This window comes from Demequina zhanjiangensis, from assembly GCF_030418315.1.
GTDB classification, from domain to species: domain Bacteria; phylum Actinomycetota; class Actinomycetes; order Actinomycetales; family Demequinaceae; genus Demequina; species Demequina zhanjiangensis.
Genome location: NZ_JAUHPV010000002.1, coordinates 106881 through 128256, shown reverse-complemented (window position 1 = coordinate 128256; position 21376 = coordinate 106881). Strand labels below are relative to the sequence as shown.

Genomic DNA, 21376 nt, shown 5'->3' with positions numbered 1-21376 from the left:
GTGTCGGGCTGAGATTGGTGCGAACTGTCCGGGATCGGAAGGCTGGCCGGTGCGGGGTGGGGACGTGCGGGCGAGCGGCGTGCGGGCGAGCGGCGGCTCAGCCCCGCGTCGACCCCAGCACCGTCACCAGCTCCGCGCAGAAGTCGTCTATCGCGGCCATCGCCGCCGGGGACGACGCCGCGGACACGAACCCGTGGATCAGCCCCGCGTACTCCTTCAGGACGACGGGCGTGCCCGCCTCCCGGTAGGCATCCGCGAGCACGGTCCCGTGATCCTTGATCGGGTCGAACTCCGCGGTGACGATCACCGCAGGCGCCAGGCCCGCGAGGCTGTCGCTCAGCAGCGGCGACGCGATCGGATGCCACCGCAGGTCCGGGTCCACCAGGTAGGCGCGGTCGGGGAAGTCGACCGGGGGAGTCTCCAAGAGGTAGCCGGTCGCGAACTCGTCCATGGACGGGTAGCGCTGGGACAGGTCGCACGACGGGTAGATGAGCAGCTGTGCGGCGAGCTTCACGCCGGCGTCTCGTGCCCACACCGCCAGTGAGGCGCCGAAGTTGCCGCCCGCGCTGTCCCCGGCGATGACCACCGCGTCGTCGTCCCCGCCCAGCGAGTCGATGTGCTCGTGCGCCCACAGGATCGAATCGCGTGCGTCCTCCCAGCCGGCCGGGAACGGGTGCTCTGGAGCGAGCCGATAGTCGATGCTCACCACCACGGCGCCCACCTCGCGGGCGATGCGCCGCGTGACAGCGTCGTAGATGTCGACGCTGCCCATGATCCACGACCCGCCGTGCGCGTACACGATCGTGGGACAAGGAGTCGCAAGCCCAGCAGGACGGTAGATGCGTGCGTGCATCTTCGCGCCCGACGTCGGGATCTCCACGTCCTCCGCCTCGATGCCCTCCACACGGTCCACCCCGAATGCACCGCGGCCCCAGTCGGCCATCTGCTGACGCAACGTCTCCACCGTCAGCGGCTCCGTCTGCGCGGCACGCTGCGCATTCACCCACTCGAGGATGCGGGCGATGTCAGGGTCCAGCGGCACGGGATCTCCTCCTCGGCTCGAGTCGACGGCGCTCGCTACAGCGAGCGCTCGAACTCCTCCATGAACGCGATCATCTGCGCCGCCTCCACCAGGAAGCCGTCGTGGCCCACAGGGGAGTGCACCACCTTGATGCCGTCCGAGCCCGACAGCGCCGCGTCGAGCCGCTGCGAGTTCTGCATGGGGTACAGGCGGTCCGAGTCGATCGCGATGACGAGCGCCGGGCTCGCGTACCGGGCCAGCGCCGTCTCCACGCCGCCGCGCTCGCGCCCCACGTCGTGCGACTGGATGGCCTGCGCGAGCGTCACGTACGTGTTCGCGTCGAACCGTCGGGCCAGCTTGCGCGCGTGATGCTGAAGATATGACTGCACCGAGAACAGGCCGCCCTTGCCCAGCGGGTCGCCGTCGCCCTGGTAGCTGCGGCCGAAGCGGTCGTTGAGCTCGCCAGCCGACCTGTACGTCGTGTGCGCGATCATGCGGGCGATGCCGATGCCCACGTGAGGCCCGTCCCCGTCGGCCGCGTCGTAGTAGTCGCCGCCGCGGAAGCGCGGGTCCGCCTGGATCGCCGCGATCTGCGACGTGGACCACGCGATCTGGTCCGCCGTCGTCGCGCCGGTGGACCCGACGGGCGAGATCGCGCCGACTCTCTCCGGCACCATCGAGACCCACTCAAGCGCGCGCATGCCGCCCATGCTCGGGCCTGTCATGAGCCGCCACCGGTCGATCTCCAAGAAGTCCATGAGCGCGATCTCCGCGCGCGCCATGTCCCGCATCGTCACGTAAGGGAAGCGCGAGCCCCACGGCCTGCCATCCTCCGGATGTGGCGACGCCGGCCCGGTGCTGCCCTGGCAGCCGCCCACCACATTCGCGCACACGATGAAGTGCTTCTCGGGGTTGATCGGCTTGTCCGGGCCGACCATCGCGTTCCACCAGCCGCCAGTGTGGTGGCCCGGCTCCGCAGGTCCGAACACGTGGCTGTCGCCCGTCAGCGCGTGCGCGATGTAGATCGCGTTGTCCTTCGCCGCGTTGAGCTCGCCCCACGTCTCGTACGCCAGGACGACGTCGGGCAGAGTTCCCCTCGGATCCGCCTCGAGCGGCATGTCGCCCAAGCGGAAGAACTTGCGTCTACCAGGGTGATCGCCCTCACGCCACGCGGCAGAGGCGGGGATCGGAGCGCCTGGGCCAGGGCCCTCGTCGGCCGCCCACGCGTCGGTCTCGATGCCGTCGTCGTCCATAGGCGCTCAGCCTAGGGCAACGCCGTGCGACCGGGCCTGTCGTGGGGTGGCCGGGGCGCCGAGGTCGGCACGGGGCGCGACGGCGGCCGACGCGTCGGCGCGGGTGTCTCGGGTCGCTCGTCAGATTGGTCACATCTGTCACATCAGCCTCAAGCGTGTCACTATGGTTGCCGATAACGGTGAGAGGAATCGCACACCCCTCAGGGGGTGACGATCCGGAACAACCGGACCTAACCTGAGGACCCCGCGGCACCCCCGCCGCACATCACAGGCGCACACGCGCGAGGAGAACGTGGAACTGAACCCCATGGCATGGGCAGTCACCGCCGGACGGCGCACCGCCGGCGCGCTCGCGCTCGCCCTCGCAGGCACCATGCTCGCCGTCGCCGTCGCACCCCAGGCAGACGCCTACCCCGGAGCCGACGACATCGCCGCCGCCCGCGCCGCCGCCGAGAACCAGGCCGCCACCGTCGCCCAGCTCGACTCCGCCATCGCGCAGCTCCAGTCGGCAGCGGACCAGGCCAACATCGCCGCGCTCGCCGCAGGCGAGGACTACAACGTCGCCCAGGCCGCCAACGTGCAGGCACAGCAGGACCTCTTCGCCGCCAACGCCCGCGCCGACGACGCCGACGACGCCCTCGAGGACGCCAAGTCAGCGCTCGCCGCAGTCGCGCTCGCCGACTACCGCAGCGGAGGCGACCTCGCCTCCCTCGAAGCCGTCATGACCGCCGACGGATTCGACGACGTCATCACCCGCACCGAATCGCTCGACCGCGCCTCCGGCCAGGTCGACGCTGTGCTCCAGCAGGTCAAGGCCGCCGAGCTCGTCGCCACCACCATGCGCGGCTACGCCGAGGACGCCGCCGACAAGGCAGTCCTCGCAGAGGAGCAGGCGCGGACCACCCTCCAGCAGGCGCAGCAGGCCCAGGAGGACGCGAACGACGCCGTCCAGCAGACCCAGCAGATCCAGGCCGAGGCGCTCGACCGCCTCGCCGAGCTCAACGGCACCACCGTCGCGCTCGAGCAGCAGCGCCAGGCGGGCCTCCAAGCCGAACGCGAGGCAGCCGCAGCAGCCGCCGCCGAGCGCGCACGCGAAGAGGCCGCCGCGAAGGCAGCAGCGGACAAGGCCGCGCAGGACGCCGCGAACGGGGGGTCGTCCGGCGGCTCGACTTCTGGTGGGTCGTCCTCTGGTGGTTCGTCCAGCGGGGGCTCTTCCTCCGGTGGTTCGTCTTCCGGTGGATCGTCGTCGGGCGGGTCCAACGACGACGGCGGGTCGACCGGCGGGTCGACCTCCGGTGGTTCCTCCTCGGGTGGGTCCTCAAGCGGAGGCTCGTCCTCAGGCAGCTCCGACGACACCGCGACCGGTGGCTCGTCGGGCTCGTCGGGCGGCTCGAGCTCCGGCTCGTCAGGATCGTCCGGAGGGTGGAGCTCCACCGCATCCCAGGGGAGCGCCGCGGCGCAGTACGCGCAGACGCTCGTCGGCGCCCCGTACGCCTACGGCGGCAGCGGACCCGCCTACGACTGCTCCGGCCTCACGCAGGCGGCCTGGGGATCTGCAGGCCACTACCTGCCGCACAGCTCGCGCATGCAGTACACGGCGGTCACGCACGTGTCGTTCTCGGATCTGCGCGTCGGCGACCTCATCTTCTGGGGCACCAACCGCAACGCCTCGCAGATCTACCACGTGGCCATCTACATCGGTAACGGCAAGGTCATGGAGGCCACCACGCCCGGCCACGTCGCAGGCACCCGCGTCTACAACAACTGGGCGGTCGGCGACATCATGCCCTACGCGGGACGCCCGTAGCCGGTAGCCGGTAGGCGGCAGGCGGCAGGCGGCAGGCGGCAGGCGGTAGCCGCTAGCCCGGCCAACCCGCCGCCTGTCTCCGACAGTTCGCACCATTCCGCCCCGCGACACCCGGTCGACACGCCGAGCCGGCCGGCGACACGCTCGCGTGTCGCCCCCGGGATTGGTTCAAAGTGTCGGAGCCCGGAGCCCGGAGCCCGGACAGCCCGTACACGACGAAGGCCCCGGCATCGCCGGGGCCTCCCTCACACCAAGGTCGCGGACATCCGCGACCGCTACCGCCTCAGGTCAGTGCTCCTGCGGCGGGTACAGCGGGTTCATGTGCGCGAACGGGGTGCCCGCCGCACGGTCGAAGGACCGCTCGATCTCACGCTCGGCGTCCGCACGGCCCACCCAGGTGGCGCCCTCGACCGACTTGCCGGGCTCCAGATCCTTATAGACCTCGAAGAAGTGCTGCACCTCAAGGCGGTGGAAGTCCGACACGTCGGTCAGCTCCTGACGCCACGTCTGACGCTGGTCGCCCACGGGCACGCACAGCACCTTGTCGTCACCGCCGGCCTCGTCGCGCATGCGGAACATGCCGAGCGCGCGGCAGCGGATCTGGCAGCCGGGGAACGTCGGCTCCTCGAGCAGCACCAGCGCGTCAAGCGGGTCGCCGTCCTCGCCCAGCGTCCCGTCGATGAATCCGTAGTCGTCCGGGTAGCGGGTCGACGTGAACAGCATCCGGTCCAGCTTGATGCGGCCCGTGTGGTGATCCACCTCGTACTTGTTCCTCGAGCCCTTGGGGATCTCGATCGTGACGTCGAACTCCATGCTGGTCCTAACATTCGGGGACGCGACCGGGTCGGGCCGCGAGGTTCGTTGACTGGATACTAGTCTGACGCATCGAACCGGAGGGCGGAATGGGTAGACGCTTGGCGATCGCGATCGCGGTCCCTTCCGTGCTCGCCCTCGGCTATCTTGCCGCGGATGTGGCCGACGTGGTGCCCGGGTTCCTCACCGCCGAGCCCGCCCCGCCGGTCGCCGCGCCCTTCCTGACGGCGTCCCCAGCCCCGTCGTCGTCCATGGAAGGCCTGGCGCTGACGGACGGCACCGGGGCCGACGCGCCCCTCCCGTCGCCCTATCAGCTTCAGATCCTCGCGCAGGAGCTTCGTGACGATCCGCGCACGGGGACGTCCACGAACGTGTCCGTCATCGACCTGGTGACAGGCGAGCCGCTCGCCGACCTGGACGCCGACGAGCCGCAGGTGCCCGCGTCGACCACGAAGGTCCTCACCGCCGTGGCGGCCGCGACCGCGCTCGGACCCGACCACACCCTGTCGACCGACGCCGCGTGGGATCCAGGAGCGCGCACCCTCACCCTCGTCGCGGGCGGCGACATCCTGCTCGCCGAGGGCTACGGACACCATGGCGACCTGGGGACGGCCAGCGCCGACGAGATCGCCGCCTTCGGAGGACCGTCCGTCGCCAACGGCTACGCCGGGCTCGCGGACCTGGCCGACGCCGTGGTCGACGCGCTCGGCACCGACCTCGGCACGGTGACGGTCGCCGTCGACACGAGCGACTACCCAGGCCCCGCCTACCCCGAGTCGTGGCCCGACTATGCGCTGCAGCAGGGGTACGCCGGCCGCGTCACCGGCATCGCGATCGACGAGGGCCGCCTCACCGACGACGCCTATGCGCAGCGCTCCGACGACCCCGTGGGCGACACCGTCGACGCCTTCGCCGCCCTTCTCGAGGACCGCGGCATCGACGTCGGCACCACCGTCACCAGGACCGCCTCCAGCGGCGCGAGCGTCGTCGCCAGCGTCGAATCCGCGCCCATGTCCGACATCGTCACCTACCTGCTGCGCGACTCCGACAACACCGTCGCCGAACAGGTGGGCCGCATCCTCGCGCTCGAGACGGGCCGTAAGGCCACCCCCTCGGGCGCCGCCGCCGCCGTCACCGAGGCGCTCGACGGGCTCGGCGTCGACACCACAGGACTCCAGCTCTACGACGGCGCAGGCTTCTCCGACCGCAACCGCATCACCCCGAACCAGCTCGTCGACGCCCTCCGCGCCGCCGCCGTCAGCGACGACACCAGCGGCATCCTCGACTGGCTGCCCGTCATGGGAGTCGAAGGGACCGTCGCCGACCGCGCAGGAACCGACGACGTCGTCGGCCGCGGCCTCGCCAAGACCGGATCCCTCACCGGCGTCACCGCCCTTGCAGGCCTCATCGAGACGGCCGACGGCCGCTGGCTCGTCTTCGCCACCCTCGCCGACGGCATGCCCCCCGGGCAGCCCCGCCCCCGCGCGGCCATCGACGAGTTCATCGGAGCTTTGGCAGGATGTGGCTGTGAAGGTTGACCCCGCATGAGCGCACCACACCCCTCCGTCGCAGCATGCCGGAGCGCCGTGCGACAAGCGCTCGACGGCATGCCGATCGGCACCAAGGTGTGGGTCGCCCTCTCCGGCGGACCCGACTCTCTCGCCCTCGCCGCGGCCGCCGCCTACGTGGGCCGCAAGGAGGGCTACCTCACCGGCGCGATCATCATCGACCACGGCCTCCAGCCAGGCTCCGACCGGATCGCCCAGCACGCCGCCGAGCAGGCTCGGCTCGCAGGCATCTACACCGTCTTCATCGAGAAGGTCGTCGTCGGACGTGATGGCGGGCTCGAGGCCGCCGCCCGCAAGGCCCGCTACGACGCCATCAACGCCCGCGTCGACGCTGAGGGCGGGCAGGACCCGCAGATCCTCACCGGCCACACCATAGACGACCAGGCCGAGACCGTGCTGCTCGCACTCGCCCGCGGCTCCGGGGCCCGCGCCCTGTCCGGCATCCCGCCCCGCCGCGGACGCATCGCCCGCCCCCTCCTCTCCGTCCGCCGCACCGACACCCTCGCCGCCTGCGCCGCGCTCGGACTCGACCCCTGGCACGACCCCACCAACACCGACCCCGACGGCCCCCGCCGCTCCGCCCTGCGCGCCACCGTCATGCCCGCCCTCCACGACGTCCTCGGGCCCGGCGTCGTCTCCGGGCTCGCCCGCTCCGCCGCACTCCTCCAAGCCGACGCCGACGAGCTCGACCGCCAGGCACGCTCCGCCATGAGCACCTCCGCCTCCACCGTCCGCTCCGACGAATGGCGCTGCGACATGCTCGCCGCCCTGCCCGACGCGATCCGCTCCCGCATGCTCAAGATGCTCGCCGAAGCCAAAGGCGCAGGCCCCCTCACCACTGTGCACGTCAACGCGCTCGACGCGCTCGTCACCCAGTACAAAGGCCAAGGCGCCGTCTCCCTGCCCGGCGGGTACGAGGCGAAGCGCGAATATGGCAGGCTTGTGATCAGCCATCCCCTGGAGCGACCGGCCACCTGAGCCGCAGCTCGCCGACGGCAGCGACAGAGCATCGTCGCCGCCCACCCCGGCCCCGGGTCCCCTCCCGGAGCCAGCCCAGCGTCGGGCATCCCCCCTCACCGCACCCACAGGAGCCACACGTGGACCAGACGTTCGACATGAACGACTTCACGAAGATCATCGTGAGCGAGAACGACATCGGCCGGAAGCTCGACGTCATGTCCGCGCAGATCCGCGCCGACTATGCGGGCAAGGACCTCCTCCTCGTCGGAGTGCTCAAGGGCGCCGTCATGGTGATGGCCGACCTCGCGCGCCGCATGCCGCCCACCGTGCAGATGGACTGGATGGCGATCTCCTCCTACGGCTCCGGCACCAAGTCCTCCGGCGTCGTCCGCATCCTCAAGGACCTCGACGCCGACCTCACCGGCAAGCACGTCCTCATCGTCGAGGACATCATCGACTCCGGCCTCACCCTGTCGTGGCTGCTCGGCAACCTGCAGTCCCGCGGCGCCGAGTCCGTCGAGATCGCCGCGCTGCTGCGCAAGCCCGACGCCGTCAAGGTCGAGGTGCCGATCAAGTACCTGGGCTTCGACATCCCCAACGAGTTCGTGGTCGGCTACGGCCTCGACTTCGCGGAGAAGTACAGGACGCTGCCGTTCGTCGCGATCCTCAACCCGGAGGTCTACGGGGGCTGACCAGCCCAGGGGCGGGGCGCGCGGCGCACCTCCCGCAAACCCGACAGTTTGAACCAATCTCGCCGCGACACGCGAGCGTGTCGCGCCCTGCGTCGGCGTGTCGACGGGGTGTCGCCGTTGGCTTTGGTTCGCAGTGCGGGCGAGGTGGGGTGATCCGACGCGTCGACGCGCGTGACGCGTCCGAATCCTCGGCGTCCACAGCCCGCTCATCGGCGTCCACAGTCCGTGGTGTCGCTCGCGAAGCCCCCAGCCGGTGCGCAACGACTCCGTGCGAGAGCTCGACTCCGCGACCGTCGAACCATGGAACCTCTGAGGGCGGTCGAGCAACGAGGCGGTGTCGCGCGTTGGGCAGAGCTTCAGCGCGTCGGCGTCAGCCGAGAGGCTCTCCTGGCTGCTGTGCATCGCGGAGAGCTCGTCAGGCCGCATCGCGGCTGCTATTCGCTACCGGGCACCGACCGCGAACGGGTTCTCGCCTCGGTGTTCCGGGCTACGCCGACGTGCCTCACCTGGTGCGCGTCACATGGTCTGCCACTGCTCACGGAGGATGAGCGCATCCATCTTGGGGTCCCGCAGCCTCGAGCACTCGGTGACCCGCGCAGCCGTCCCGTCGACGAGGTGGTGATCCACCGGCACCTGCCGACACGCGGGGCGCTCGCGAGGCAGCACCTCGACATCGTCGGCCTGTGCACGACTCCGCTTGAGCAAGTCGCGCTGTGGGATGCGGCGATCAACCGCGGCTTGGTGCGGTCGGAAGAGTCCCTGCTCCTCACCCGCGGGACCGAACAAAGGCGCTCCCGCGTCATCGGAGCCATCGACGGACGTGCGCAGTCGCCGCTTGAGACCGTCGCACGGGTGGCTCTGCGGGAGGCAGGGTTCTCGGTGACGCCCCAGGTGCTCCTTCCCGGCGTGGGCAGGGTCGATCTGCTTGTCGAGGGGCGCGTCGTCGTGGAGACGGATGGGTACGCCTTCCATCACGACCGCGAGCAGTTCGCGCGCGACCGCAAGCGCGATCGAGCGCTCGAGCTGAGCGGCTACGCGGTGCTGCGGTACACGAGCGCGGATGTCCTGCAGGCCGCTTCCGGGGTCGTCGACGATGTGATCGGCGTGATGTGGCGAAGGGGCTGGCTCACTCCGACAGTGCGAACCAATCTGGACGCCGCTGCGCGCGTGTCGCGGTTCGGTTGGCGCGACCGACCGGGGTGTTGCGGCTGAGATTGGTGCAAAGTGTCCGGTCCCCGCGCGTCGGGCCGCGCCGGGCGCGACAGCCCGGTCGACCGCGAAGGGGTCCCCGAGAGAGCCTCTCTGCCTGGGGCGAAACGGTCTCCACCCACTCCGAGCCCTCGCGTAGAGTCATAGGCACGATGAAGAATCTTCCCCGCATCCTGCTCCTCGTGGTGATGATCGTGCTCCTGGGCTGGATCGTGTCCGGCTTCTTCGGTCCCAGCACTGATCGAGTCGACACGTCCGATGGCTTCGCGCTGCTCTCTGCCGACGTGGTGGAGCAGGCCAAGGTGATCGACGGCGACCAGCGAGTCGAGCTGACCCTTGTCGAGGACTTCGCGGACCGGCTGCCGTCGGATGCGCCTGAGACGTGGCCGGATCTTTCCGACGTCGTGTACTTCACGTACGCGGAGCCGCAGGGTCAGGCGGTGATCGACGCCGTCGAGGCCTCGACGGCGGAGAGCTACGACGCTGAGCTGGCGACCACGTCGATCTGGACGAGCCTGCTGATCACCTTCATCCCGCTGCTGCTGATCGTGGTGGTCTTCTGGTTCCTGCTGTCCAGCATGCAGGGCGGCGGCAACAGGCTGATGCAGTTCGGCCGCTCCCGCGCCTCGCAGGTGAGCCCGGACATGCCGAAGGTGAAGTTCGACGACGTGGCGGGCGTCGAGGAGGCTGTGGACGAGCTGCGGGAGATCGAGGAGTTCCTCGAGCACCCGGCGAAGTTCCAGGCGGTCGGCGCGAAGATCCCGAAGGGTGTGCTGCTGTACGGCCCTCCCGGCACCGGCAAGACGCTGCTGGCGCGCGCCGTTGCGGGCGAGGCAGGCGTGCCGTTCTTCTCCATCTCGGGTTCGGACTTCGTCGAGATGTTCGTGGGTGTCGGTGCGAGCCGCGTCCGCGACCTGTTCGAGCAGGCGAAGAAGAACGCCCCGGCGATCATCTTCGTGGACGAGATCGACGCCGTCGGCCGTCACCGTGGCGCCGGCCTGGGCGGCGGTCACGACGAGCGCGAGCAGACGCTCAACCAGATGCTCGTGGAGATGGACGGCTTCGACATCAACACGAACATCATCATGATCGCGGCCACGAACCGGCCCGACATCCTGGACCCCGCGCTGCTGCGCCCGGGCCGCTTCGACCGTCAGGTGGGCGTGGACGCCCCGGACCTCAAGGGACGACGCAAGGTCCTCGAGGTGCACGCGAAGGGCAAGCCGATCGCTCCCGAGGTGGACCTCGAGTCGGTCGCGCGCCGCACGCCCGGATTCACGGGCGCCGATCTGGCGAACGTGCTCAACGAGGCGGCGCTGCTCACCGCGCGCCGCGACGAGAAGCGCATCGGCCCGTCGGAGATGGACGAGGCGATCGACCGCGTCATCGCCGGCCCGCAGAAGCGCACCCGCGTGATGAACGACCACGACAAGCGGGTCACGGCGTACCACGAGGGCGGTCACGCGCTTGTGGCTGCGTCCATGAACCACACGGACCCGGTCACGAAGGTCACGATCCTGCCGCGCGGCCGTGCCCTCGGCTACACGATGGTGATGCCGGCGGAGGACCGCTACTCGAAGACCCGTAACCAGCTTCTCGACAACCTCGCGTACGCGATGGGCGGTCGTGTGGCGGAGGAGCTGGTGTTCGGCGACCCGAGCACCGGCGCGAGCAACGACATCTCGCAGGCGACCGAGATCGCGAAGCAGATGGTCACCGAGTACGGCATGAGCACCGAGGTGGGCTCGGTCCGCCTGTCGGGAAGCTCCGGCGAGGTGTTCCTGGGTCGCGACATGGGTCACGGCCGCGAGTACTCGGAGCGTGTCGCCGCGATCGTCGACGACGAGGTCCGCAAGCTGATGGACCAGGCGATGGCGGAGGCCACGTGGGCGCTGCAGGCGAACCGTGAGGTCCTCGACCGGCTCGCCGCCGAGCTGCTCGAGAAGGAGACGCTCGGCGAGGACGAGCTGGCCGGCATCTTCGCTCAGGTGCAGCACATCGACCGCCGCGGCCACTGGGTCTCTGGCGAGTGGGCGCCCACCGAGCCGCCCGCGCCGCTTCCTGAGGAGGAGCCGAAGGCTCCGGCCCCGGAGATCGTCGAGCCCAAGGACGACGCTGCCGACGCCGACACGGCAGAGAAGTCCGACGAGTCCTGACGGGACGGCAGCCCGGCCCGACCAGAGCATCCGATCCGACGACAGCATCCGATCCGACGACAAGGCAGGCCTGAGATGGCAGTCGACCAGCCCCGCATCCAGGCGGCGGTGAGGGAGATCCTCGCGGCCATCGGCGACGACCCGGACCGCGACGGTCTCAAGGACACCCCGGCGCGCGTCGCTCGCGCGTACGAGGAGTTCTTCTCCGGACTTGACCAGGAGCCGTCCGAGGTCCTCTCGACAGTGTTCGAGCTTGGCCACGAGGAGATGATCCTCGTGAAGGACATCGAGCTCTACTCGATGTGCGAGCACCACCTGGTGCCTTTCCACGGGGTGGCGCACGTCGCCTACATCCCTGGGGTCGACGGCCGGATCACGGGCCTGAGCAAGCTCGCGCGGCTCGTGGAGATGTACGCCCGCCGGCCACAGGTGCAGGAGCGGCTCACCACCCAGGTGGCGGACGCGCTGGTCGAGGAGCTGGGCGCGCGCGGCGTGATCGTCGTGGTCGAGGCGGAGCACCTGTGCATGTCGATGCGTGGGGTCCGCAAGCCCGGCTCGCGCACCGTCACGTCGGCGGTGCGTGGTGTGATGCGTCATGCGGCGACCCGGGCTGAGGCGATGAGCCTCATCGTCGGGCGTTGACGGGGTGGTGACACGGCCGTGAGCGACGCTGAGCGACCCGGAACGGGCGTCGAACCGGTGCAGACCGACGCTGAGCGACCCGCGCGGGGGACCGGCGACGCTGAGCGACCCGCGTCCCGGGGCGAGAGGGCCGACGCCAGCAGCGGCGCCGGCCGTAGCACCTCAGGACCGACGCTCGTGATGGGGGTCCTGAACGTCACCCCTGACTCGTTCTCCGACGGTGGACGCTGGGACACCGTCGACGCGGCGATCGCCCGCGGACTCGCCTTGAGGGACGACGGCGCGACGCTCGTCGACGTCGGGGGAGAGTCGACCCGTCCGGGGGCGGCCCGCGTGGAGCCGCGCGAGGAGCAGGCGCGGGTCATCCCCGTCGTGAAGGCGCTCGCGGCCGAGGGCGTCAGCGTGAGCATCGACACGATGCATGCTGAGACGGCCCGCGCGGCGGTCGAGGCGGGAGCGACGCTCGTGAACGACGTCTCAGGCGGCCTCGCGGACGAAAGCATGGCCGCCACGGTCGCCGAGCTCGACTGCGACTACGTGGCGATGCACTGGCGCGCCCACTCCACCGAGATGGACTCAGCGGACCGCTACGCCGACGTGGTGGCCGAGGTGGCCACCGAGCTCGACGCGCGCATCGGCGCGCTCACCGACGCGGGAGTCGCCCCGGAGCGGATCATCCTGGACCCGGGCCTGGGCTTCGCGAAGGTCGCCGAGTCGAACTGGCCGTTGATCGCGCGCTGGCGCGAATGGTCGGCCGGTCACCGCGTCCTCATCGGGGCCTCACGCAAGCGGTTCCTGGGGGCCGCCATCGCGTCGGGCGGGGGAGACGGCGCCGACCCGGCGAACCGTGAGGCCGCGACCACCGCGGTCACCACAGTGTGCGCGCTCGAGGGCGTGTGGGCGGTGAGGGTCCACGAGGCCGCCGCCGCGCGCGACGCGATCTCCGTCGTGTCCGCGTTGACAAAGGCCGGGTACACGGCACGATGAAGGGTATGACGATGGATGCGACCCCTTACGTCAAGGACGGCGTCGAGCTGGATCAGATCGCGGTGCACGGTATCCGCGTGACCGGCTTCCACGGTGTCAACGCGAACGAGCGGACCACGGGCCAGCTCTTCTACGCCGACGTGGTCGCCCACGTCTCCACGCGCGCCGCCGCAGGCTCGGATGATCTGACGCGCACCCTCAACTACTCGAACGTGGCCGACGTGGCCGCCGAGATCCTCGCGGGCGACCCCGCCAACCTGATCGAGACCGTCGCGGAGCACATCGCGCTCGCGGTGCTGGACATGGAGGGCGTCTACTGCGTCGACGTCGTGGTCCACAAGCCGCAGGCGCCACTCCACGTCGAGTTCGCGGACGTGACGGTGCGGATCCGTCGCGACCTGCGCACCGGTGGGCTGTGGGCGGACAAGCGGATCGGCTCGTCGGCCGGGATGCCCGACGACCCCATGTCCCCTGGAGGCGCGCGCCCCACCGGCGACGCGTTCGACGCGGCGCCCGGCAGGCCCGTCAAGGCGGTCCTGGCGCTCGGCGCGAACCTGGGCGACATGGCGCAGAACCTCTCGAACGCCGTCGGCGACCTGCACCGCATCAACGGCATCACCGTCACCGCCGCGTCCCCGCTGGTCCAGTCCACGCCCGTGGGCGGACCGCCGCAGCCTGACTACCTCAACGCCGTGATCACGATCGAGACGACGCTGTCCCCGCGCCTCCTGCTCGCCGCCTGCCAGGGAATCGAGATGGTCTACGGCAGGGAGCGCAGCGTGGCCAACGGCCCGCGGACGCTCGACATCGACATCATCGACTTCGACGGTCTCGTGGCCGAGGCGGAGGACATCCAGCTGCCTCACCCGCGCGCCAAGGAGCGTGGCTTCGTGCTCGTGCCGTGGGCCGCCTTCGACGCCGACGCGGTGCTTCCCGGCGAGGGCGGCGGCAGGGTCGGGGACCTGGTCACGACCGTCGACACCTCGGGCGTGCAGATCGTCGCGCAGCCTCAGACGGGCCAGGCGGCCGCACCCCAGGACGTCCAGCCGCAGGAGATCGAGCCGCAGGACGTGCAGCCCGAGGCCCCGGAGTCAGGCGCGATGCAGCCCGAGATCCCGCAGAGCGAGGCTCAAGAGGTGGACCCGGCGCTCGACCCCGCCACCACGGCATTCGTCCCCGAGGACGCGGAGCCGAGCGCACCGTCGGCCGTGACGCCGGCGCAGTCCGCGCCCACCCCTCAGTTCAACGACCCCACCCCGTACGCGGAGGGAGGTGCGCCGTCGTCGTCCACGCCGTGGGAGGGCGAGGCGCCGCGCCCCTGACGTGACACTGCTGACCTGGCGGCGCCTCGCACTCTGGGGCGTGCCCACCCTGTTGCTCGCCTGGGCCCTCGCCGCTCTGCTGCTGGGCCGGGGCAACCCTCCGTTCGCGGTGCCCGTATCGCTCCCGATCGGCTGCCTCATCGCGGGCGGCATCGCGATCGCGTGGGGGTGGACGGTGCGCGGATACCGGAAAGGTGATCGCGGGCCGATCGACTCGATGAAGGCGGTCCGCACGGCGGCCTTCGCGCAGGCGTGCGCCTACAGCGGTGCCGTGCTCGGAGGCGCGATGGGCGGCTACGTGCTGGGCCTGCTCGCGTACTGGGACCACGCGCCGCGTCGCGCGATCGCCATCCAGGCGATGATCGCCGCGGGCGCGTCGATCGCGATGCTCGTTGCGGGCGTCGTCGCCGAGCGCTGGTGCCGGATCGACGAGGACGACGACGAGCATCACGGAGTCAGCGTCCCCGGCGGCGCCGGCCCCGCACCTGCGTGACACGACGCGCGTCGCGGGTTGGCTCCGCACCTGCGTGAGCCGCGCGTCGGCCATTGCCCCGGACCCTGAGGGCGCCGATCATCCCTGAGGGCGACGCACGGGCGTCGTCGCCTTTGGCAGACTGGACCCCATGACCTGGTTCGAGCCCGAAGGCGCCTCCTGGACCTACGTGGACAGGCGTCTCATCCCTGCCCGGCTGCTGAGCTTCGGCATCCCGCTGCTCCTGCTTCTCGTGGCCACCGCCGTCCCCGCCGTCATGTTCGGCGGGCTCGTATGGCTCGCGCCCGCAGCCGTCGCGATCATCCTGCTCTGGACCAGCTGGATCGTGGTGCGCCAGGTGGGCGCCCACGCGTGGGCCGAGCGGGAGGACGACCTGCTGGTCAAGCGCGGCCGCATGTTCAAGCGCGTCACCGTGGTGCCCTACGGCCGCATGCAGTTCGTCGAGGTCGAGGCCGGGCCGCTGGCGCGCGCGTTCGGCATCGCCCGCGTCCAGCTCCACACCGCCGCTCCCGGCACCGACGCGTCGATCGCCGGCGTGCCCACCGACGAGGCCGCCCGCCTGAGGGACCGCCTCACGGCACGCGGCGAGGCGACCCTGGCGGGACTGTGACTCCGACCGTCTACCAGGCGCCCCGCGAGTGGACGCGCCTCCATCCCGTCTCGCCCTTCCTGGGCGCGTGGTCGGTCTTCGGTGCGATCGGCGCGTACTGGTTCTTCAACAACGCCCCCGAGTGGGCGGGCGGTGCCGGCGAGGCTGCCGAGGGCACCTGGCATCCGGCGATCATCACGCTCGCGATCATCGGACTGGTGATCGCCCTGTTCGTGGTCGCGGGTGGCTACCTCGCGTGGCGCATGACCACGTTCCGCATCACCGACGACTCGGTCGAGCTCCGCAAGGGCATCCTGTTCCGTCAGAACAAGCAGGCCCGTCTCGACCGGCTTCAGGCCGTCGACGTGGTGCAGCCGCTCCTGGCACGCATCTTCCGGTTCGCGTCCGTCCGCATCGAGGTCGCAGGCGGCGAAGGGTCGACCGTCGCGCTCGAGTACCTCCGGCTCGGAGACGCCGAGGCGCTCCGCAACGAGATCATGGTGCTTGCCGCGGGACTCAAGACCGGCCGTCCTGCCGCAGCGGAAGGTGAGGCGCCGTCGGCCGGGTCCGCACAGGAACCGAGCCTGCGCGACGTCCTCCGCCCCGACGAGCAGGCCGTGCCCGCCATCGCCGCCGCCGAGGAGCGCGACGTCCTGTCGGTCCCGCTCGGCAGGCTGGTCGCCTCGATCGCGCTGTCGGGGCCCTTCCTGTGGCTCGTGGGCCTCCCGCTCGCCGGCCTGGTCGTGATCCTGGCGGTCAGCTCTGAGGTCGAGACCGCGCTGCTCGGCATCATCGGCGGGTCGATCGCAGGCTTCCTCCCTCTCGTTTTCGCGATCGTCGGCTACGTCTGGACGAGGCTCACCGGAGGCTTCGGCTTCGTCGCCGGCATCTCGGCCGACGGCGTCCGACTGCGCCACGGCATGCTCGAGACACGCCGCCAGACCGTGCCGCCCGGCCGCGTCCAGGCCGTCAAGCTCCGTCAGCCTCTCCTGTGGCGCGGACGCGACTGGTGGCGCATCACCATCAATGTCGCTGGCTACCAGGCAGGGGAGACCGCCGTCTCCACGCTCCTGCCGGTCGGCACCAGGGCCGACGCGCTCGCCGCCCTGTGGCTCGTCCTCCCCGACCTGGGCGACCCTGACCCCGAGGGCACCATCTCCCGCGCCATGTCCGGAAGGGGCGCCGACGGAGGCTTCGTCGCCTCACCCCGCTCCGCACGCTGGTTCGACCCGATGCAGTGGAAGAACCGCGGCGTGCGCGCCACCGAGACCGCGCTCCTCATCCGCGAGGGCGCGCTCGTGCGCGAGCTGTCGATCGTGCCGCACGAGCGCACCCAGTCGCTCGGCCTCAGCCAGGGGCCGCTCGAGCGCGCGGCCGGCGTCGCGTCGGTCATCATCCACTCCACGCCCGGACCCGTGATGCCCGCCGCCCACCACCTCGCCGTCGAGGACGCGTTCCGGCTGATCGAGGAGCAGGCGATCCGCGCCCGCGAGGGCCGTCGGAAGCAGACGCCCGAGCAGTGGCTTGCCGCCGTCGCCCCCGCGATCGACGACGTGCTCGCCTCCGACGACATCACCGCAGCACCGGAGTCCGACGTCGCGCCGACGCTCCTGCCGGCCGACGCACCGCGCGCGCCCCTCCCAGCCGACGCACCGGGAGCGCCCGTCCCAACCGACGGGTCGACCGCGACCGCGGACCGCGTCGAGCAGGCACCGCACAGCCCCACCCCGCCGGAGCGCCGCGATGTCTGACCCGTCCCAGCGTCCCGGCCGCCTCGCGGTCGGGGTCGTCGGTGCCGGACGCGTCGGCGCGGTCCTCGGCTCGCTGCTGCGCGAGGCCGGCCACGAGGTCGTGGGAGCCTCCGGCTCCTCCGCCGCCTCCGTCGACCGCATCGACACACTCCTGCCAGGAGTGCCCCGGCTCGACCCCGACGCCGTGGTCAGCGCGAGCGACCTCGTCCTCCTCACGGTGCCCGATGACTCCCTCGAGTCCCTCGTCGCCGGACTCGCCACCCTCGGCGCATGGAAGCCCGGCCAGCTCGTCGTCCACTGCGCGGGCCGCTATGGCACCGGCGTCCTCGCAGACGCCCAGTCCGCCGGAGCGATCCCCCTCGCCATCCACCCCGCGATGACGTTCACCGGCACCAGCATGGACCGCGCCCGCCTGCGCGATGCCGCCTTCGCCGTCACCGCCTCGGCGCCCGTGCTGCCCATCGCCCAAGCCCTCGTCGTCGAGATGGGAGGCGAGCCCGTCGTCGTCGCCGAACAGGACCGTGCGGCGTATCACGCGGCGCTCGTCCACGGCGCGAACCACGTGGTCACCGCCGTCACCCAGGCCAGCGCCACGCTCGCCAGGATCGGCGTCGACGAGCCCGGCCGCGTCCTCGGACCGCTCACGCACGCCTCCGTCGACGGCGCGCTCAGCGACGCCCCAGGGGCGGTCACCACCCTGACCGGTCCCGTGGTCCGCGGCGACTCCGGTACCGTGGCAGCGCACCTCGCGGCGCTCTCGGGAAGCCCCGAGACGCTCGCCGCCTACCGTGCGATGGCCCGTGCGACCGCCGACCTGGCGTTCTCCGGCGGACGGCTCGGCGCGGACGGCTACGCGGGGGTGATCGCCGCGCTCGGGCTCGAGCCCGGTGACCTCTACGGCCCCGCCGCGCAGGGCCCCGACCTGGAGGACCGATGAGGATCATCACCACCCCCGCCGAGCTGAGGGAGCTAGAGCCGCCCCGCCGCGGCGACGCGCCCGGCAGGCGTGCGGTCGTCATGACCATGGGTGCCCTCCACGCCGGCCACCTTGCGCTCGTGCGCTCCGCACGCGTGGCCGCCGACCAGGTGGTCGTCACGATCTTCGTCAACCCCCTCCAGTTCAACGACCCTGGGGACCTGGAGAGCTACCCCCGCACGCTCGAGGCCGACGCCGCGCTGCTCGAGCAGGCCGGCGTCGACGTCCTCTTCGCCCCCGACCTGACCACCATGTACCCGCACGGCGATCCCGCCGTCACGGTCAGCGCAGGCGAGATCGGTGACATCCTCGAAGGCGCACACAGGCCCGGCCACTTCGACGGCATGCTCACCGTCGTCCTCAAGCTCATGCACCTGGTCCAGCCCCACGTCGCCTTCTTCGGCCAGAAGGACGCCCAGCAGCTCATCGCGATCCGCGCCATGGCGCGCGACCTGGACCTGCCCGTGCAGATCACGTCGGTGCCGACCGTGCGCGACGGCGACGGGCTCGCCCTCAGCTCGCGCAACATCAGGCTCAGCGAAGACGAGCGTGCGCGCGCCCTCTCGCTGTCCCGCGCCCTCAACGCCGCCCGCGACGCCGCTGAGACCGGAGCAGTCGCCTCCGCCGCGGTCGCCGCCGGACAGGCCATCCTCGACTCCACCCCGGGCCTCGACGTCGACTACCTCGCCGCGCTCGACCCCGCCGACGCCCACCCCGTCGGCGACGACCATCGAGGCGACGTGGTGATCGCCGTGGCCGCCACCGTCGGCGACACCCGACTGATCGACAACGTGGTCACCCGCCTGCGCTGACCGGGCCGCCCCACGACCCAAGGAAGGACCCGACCATGAGCGTCACCTCGCTCCAGCGCCCCATGATGATCTCCAAGATCCACCGCGCCACCGTCACCCAGGCCGACCTCCACTACGTCGGCTCGATCACCATCGACGCGAACCTCATGGAGGCCGCTGACGTGCTGCCCGGCCAGCAGGTGGACGTCGTGGACGTCACCAACGGCGCACGCCTCACCACCTATGCCATCCCCGGCCAGTCCGGCTCAGGGCAGATCTGCATCAACGGTGCCGCCGCCCACCTCGTGCAGCCCGGCGACACCGTCATCATCATCGGCTACGGCATGCTGTCCGACGCCGACGCCCGCACCTACGAGCCGCACGTCGTGTTCGTCGACCAGGACAACCGCATCGTCGAGCTGTCCGACGAACCCGGGCTCGTGCCCGACGGGTCCGGCCTCGAGCCGTCCGGGCTCAGCACCCACGCCTTCCACACCGACGGCTGGGACGCGTACCACCGCGGTACGGAGGACGCCTAGCGCGGGCATAGTCTGTGGCTCATGACCCGTTTCGTGCAGCGCCTGCGCGCGCCTGAGCCAGGCTGGACAGTTCACGCCGACGTCGTCGTCGTGGGCTCCGGCATCGCGGGCCTCACCGCCGCGCTCGAGCTGCGGCAGAAGGTCGACCACGTCCTCCTCGTCACGAAGGGCGTGCTCAGCTCCGGCTCCACGATCTGGGCGCAGGGAGGGATTGCCGCCGCGCTCGACCCGGAGGACACCCCCGACGAGCACCTCCAGGACACCCTCGTCGCAGGCGTCGGCACCTGCTCGCCCAGCGCCGTCCGCGCCCTCGTCACCGAAGGCCCCGACCGCGTGCGCGAGCTCGTCGGCCGCGGCGCCCACTTCGACACCCAGGCCGACGGGTCCATCACCCTCACCCGCGAGGGCGGCCACCACCGCGACCGCATCGCGCATGCCGGCGGAGACGCCACCGGGGCCGAGATCTCCCGCGCGCTCATCGCCCAGCTCGACGCGGTCCGCAACGACCCAGGCATCGAGATCATCGAGCACGCTATGGTCGTCGACCTCCTCACCGCCGCCCCCGACGCCGACGGCATCCCCGGCCCGGTCTGCGGCGTCACCCTCCACGTCATCGGTGAGGGCTCGCGCGACGGCGTCGGCGCCGCGCTCGCGAAGGCCGTGATCCTGGCGACCGGAGGCATCGGCCAGGTGTTCCAGTCGTCCACGAACCCCGCGTCGGCCACGGCCGACGGGTTGGGCGCGGCCCTGCGCGCAGGTGCGGCGATCGCGGACGTCGAGTTCGTCCAGTTCCACCCGACGGTGCTGTGGGAGGGGTCCTCGGCGCTCGGCCAGCTGCCGCTCATCTCCGAGGCCGTGCGCGGCGAGGGCGCCTACCTGCTCAACTCCGAGGGCGACAGGTTCATGGTGGGCCAGCACGAGCTCGCCGAGCTCGCCCCGCGCGACGTCGTCTCCAAGGCGATCGTGCGCATGATGGCGCAGGAGGAGTCGGACAACGTCTTCCTCGACTGCCGCCACCTGGGCGACGACTTCCTGAGGCAGCGCTTCCCCACGATCCACGCGCGCCTCGCGGAGCGTGGGATCGACATGGGCACCGACCTGATCCCCGTCGCGCCCGCCCAGCACTTCCACTCGGGAGGCGTGCTCACCGACCTGCGCGGCCGTTCCACCAGGCCCGGCCTGTACGCCGTGGGCGAGGCCGCCTGCTCGGGCGTGCACGGGGCCAACCGTCTCGCGTCCAACTCGCTGCTTGAAGGGCTCGTGTTCGCGACGCGTGCCGCCAAGGACGCCGCGGCGGTCGTAGCGGACGGAGTGGTGCGGCAGCACGAGCCGGTCGACCGACTCGGCCCGAACGCGCTCGTGCCCGCGACTCAACGTCCCCGCATCCAGAAGATCGCCCACCAGGGCGCCGGGCCCGTGCGTGACGGCGTGGGGCTCGAGCGGGCCGACATCCGGCTCGAGCGGCTGCGCGCGCAGTTCCACTCGGACAACGCCGTGGGGCCCGCCCCGCAGGTGGCCGAGTGGGAGACGACCAACGTGCTTCAGGCTGCGTCCGTCCTGGTGCGTACGGCGATGGCGCGCGAGGAGACCCGCGGCGGTCACCTGCGCACCGACTTCCCTCAGCAGGACGAGCGCTGGGAGGTCCGTCAGGCCGCGTCGCTCGACCCGGATGGCGCGCTGTCGCTCATGAAGGTCCCGCTCGACCTGGGCTGACGCCTCGCTCGCCGGTGAGCGGCCGTTGCTCCGGCCGCCCTTGCCCCGACAGTCTGAACCACTCTCAGTCCGACACGCCGCCGATTCCGCGCTC

Annotated in this window: 19 protein-coding genes and 1 pseudogene; 17 read left to right on the top strand and 3 right to left on the bottom strand. The window is 71.3% G+C overall.

From position 1 onward, the window contains the following. Window positions 1-97: 97 nt before the first annotated feature. Window positions 98-1042 carry an alpha/beta hydrolase gene (locus QQX04_RS03230; RefSeq protein ID WP_301126233.1) on the bottom strand — a complete coding sequence of 315 codons (945 nt, stop codon included), beginning with the start codon at window positions 1040-1042 and terminating at the stop codon, window positions 98-100. A 35-nt stretch (window positions 1043-1077) separates the two neighbouring features. Then, entirely contained in the window at window positions 1078-2274 is a 1197-nt protein-coding gene (gene metX / locus QQX04_RS03225) for a homoserine O-acetyltransferase MetX (RefSeq protein WP_301126230.1), read from the bottom strand. 292 nt (window positions 2275-2566) lie between these two features. On the opposite strand from metX, the gene QQX04_RS03220 reads away from it, so the two are divergent. After that, entirely contained in the window at window positions 2567-4081 is a 1515-nt protein-coding gene (locus QQX04_RS03220) for a C40 family peptidase (protein ID WP_301126226.1), read from the top strand. 288 nt (window positions 4082-4369) lie between these two features. On the opposite strand, the gene QQX04_RS03215 is transcribed toward QQX04_RS03220, so the two are convergent. Continuing rightward, the gene (locus tag QQX04_RS03215) at window positions 4370-4894 is read right to left on the bottom strand and encodes an inorganic diphosphatase (RefSeq protein WP_301126224.1); all 525 of its coding nucleotides are present in this window, start codon (window positions 4892-4894) and stop codon (window positions 4370-4372) included. Between the two features lie 89 nt (window positions 4895-4983). On the opposite strand from QQX04_RS03215, the gene dacB reads away from it, so the two are divergent. The 16 genes and pseudogenes from dacB to QQX04_RS03140 all read left to right on the top strand — a co-directional run bounded on the left by dacB (window position 4984) and on the right by QQX04_RS03140 (window position 21282). Beyond that, a complete protein-coding gene (gene dacB / locus QQX04_RS03210; RefSeq protein ID WP_301126222.1) occupies window positions 4984-6432 on the top strand; it encodes a D-alanyl-D-alanine carboxypeptidase/D-alanyl-D-alanine endopeptidase in 1449 nt (482 codons plus the stop codon). A gap of 6 nt (window positions 6433-6438) precedes the next feature. Beyond that, a complete protein-coding gene (tilS, locus tag QQX04_RS03205; protein WP_301126220.1) occupies window positions 6439-7440 on the top strand; it encodes a tRNA lysidine(34) synthetase TilS in 1002 nt (333 codons plus the stop codon). 137 nt (window positions 7441-7577) lie between these two features. After that, window positions 7578-8114: a hypoxanthine phosphoribosyltransferase gene (hpt, locus tag QQX04_RS03200; protein ID WP_301126935.1), complete on the top strand. Its 537-nt coding sequence runs from the start codon at window positions 7578-7580 to the stop codon at window positions 8112-8114. 300 nt (window positions 8115-8414) lie between these two features. Then, window positions 8415-8549, top strand: a pseudogene (locus QQX04_RS14625) (type IV toxin-antitoxin system AbiEi family antitoxin domain-containing protein); the annotation flags it as partial. A gap of 180 nt (window positions 8550-8729) precedes the next feature. Further along, window positions 8730-9326: an endonuclease domain-containing protein gene (locus QQX04_RS03195; RefSeq protein WP_301126219.1), complete on the top strand. Its 597-nt coding sequence runs from the start codon at window positions 8730-8732 to the stop codon at window positions 9324-9326. A gap of 149 nt (window positions 9327-9475) precedes the next feature. Beyond that, entirely contained in the window at window positions 9476-11479 is a 2004-nt protein-coding gene (gene ftsH / locus QQX04_RS03190) for an ATP-dependent zinc metalloprotease FtsH (protein WP_301126218.1), read from the top strand. A 75-nt stretch (window positions 11480-11554) separates the two neighbouring features. Then, window positions 11555-12121 (top strand): GTP cyclohydrolase I FolE, encoded by a 567-nt coding sequence (folE, locus tag QQX04_RS03185; RefSeq protein ID WP_301126217.1) that lies wholly within the window; start codon window positions 11555-11557, stop codon window positions 12119-12121. A gap of 180 nt (window positions 12122-12301) precedes the next feature. Then, complete coding sequence (gene folP / locus QQX04_RS03180; RefSeq protein WP_301126215.1) at window positions 12302-13108, top strand: dihydropteroate synthase; 807 nt, start codon at window positions 12302-12304, stop codon at window positions 13106-13108. Window positions 13109-13119: 11 nt separating this feature from the next. After that, complete coding sequence (folK, locus tag QQX04_RS03175) at window positions 13120-14430, top strand: 2-amino-4-hydroxy-6-hydroxymethyldihydropteridine diphosphokinase (RefSeq protein WP_301126214.1); 1311 nt, start codon at window positions 13120-13122, stop codon at window positions 14428-14430. Beyond that, a complete protein-coding gene (locus tag QQX04_RS03170; protein WP_367312926.1) occupies window positions 14381-14923 on the top strand; it encodes a DUF3180 domain-containing protein in 543 nt (180 codons plus the stop codon). Before folK ends, QQX04_RS03170 begins: the two co-directional genes overlap by 50 nt. A 130-nt stretch (window positions 14924-15053) precedes the next feature. After that, window positions 15054-15533 (top strand): PH domain-containing protein, encoded by a 480-nt coding sequence (locus QQX04_RS03165; protein WP_301126212.1) that lies wholly within the window; start codon window positions 15054-15056, stop codon window positions 15531-15533. After that, a complete protein-coding gene (locus QQX04_RS03160; RefSeq protein ID WP_301126211.1) occupies window positions 15530-17263 on the top strand; it encodes a PH domain-containing protein in 1734 nt (577 codons plus the stop codon). Before QQX04_RS03165 ends, QQX04_RS03160 begins: the two co-directional genes overlap by 4 nt. Beyond that, on the top strand, window positions 17256-18200 hold the full coding sequence (locus tag QQX04_RS03155; protein WP_301126210.1) for a Rossmann-like and DUF2520 domain-containing protein: 945 nt from the start codon (window positions 17256-17258) through the stop codon (window positions 18198-18200). Before QQX04_RS03160 ends, QQX04_RS03155 begins: the two co-directional genes overlap by 8 nt. Continuing rightward, window positions 18197-19051 (top strand): pantoate--beta-alanine ligase, encoded by an 855-nt coding sequence (gene panC, locus QQX04_RS03150; RefSeq protein ID WP_301126209.1) that lies wholly within the window; start codon window positions 18197-18199, stop codon window positions 19049-19051. Before QQX04_RS03155 ends, panC begins: the two co-directional genes overlap by 4 nt. Before the next feature lie 35 nt (window positions 19052-19086). Next, a complete protein-coding gene (panD, locus tag QQX04_RS03145; protein ID WP_301126208.1) occupies window positions 19087-19569 on the top strand; it encodes an aspartate 1-decarboxylase in 483 nt (160 codons plus the stop codon). A 21-nt stretch (window positions 19570-19590) separates the two neighbouring features. Next, window positions 19591-21282, top strand: a complete 1692-nt coding sequence (locus QQX04_RS03140) for an L-aspartate oxidase (RefSeq protein WP_301126206.1) — start codon at window positions 19591-19593, stop codon at window positions 21280-21282. Window positions 21283-21376 lie beyond the last annotated feature (94 nt).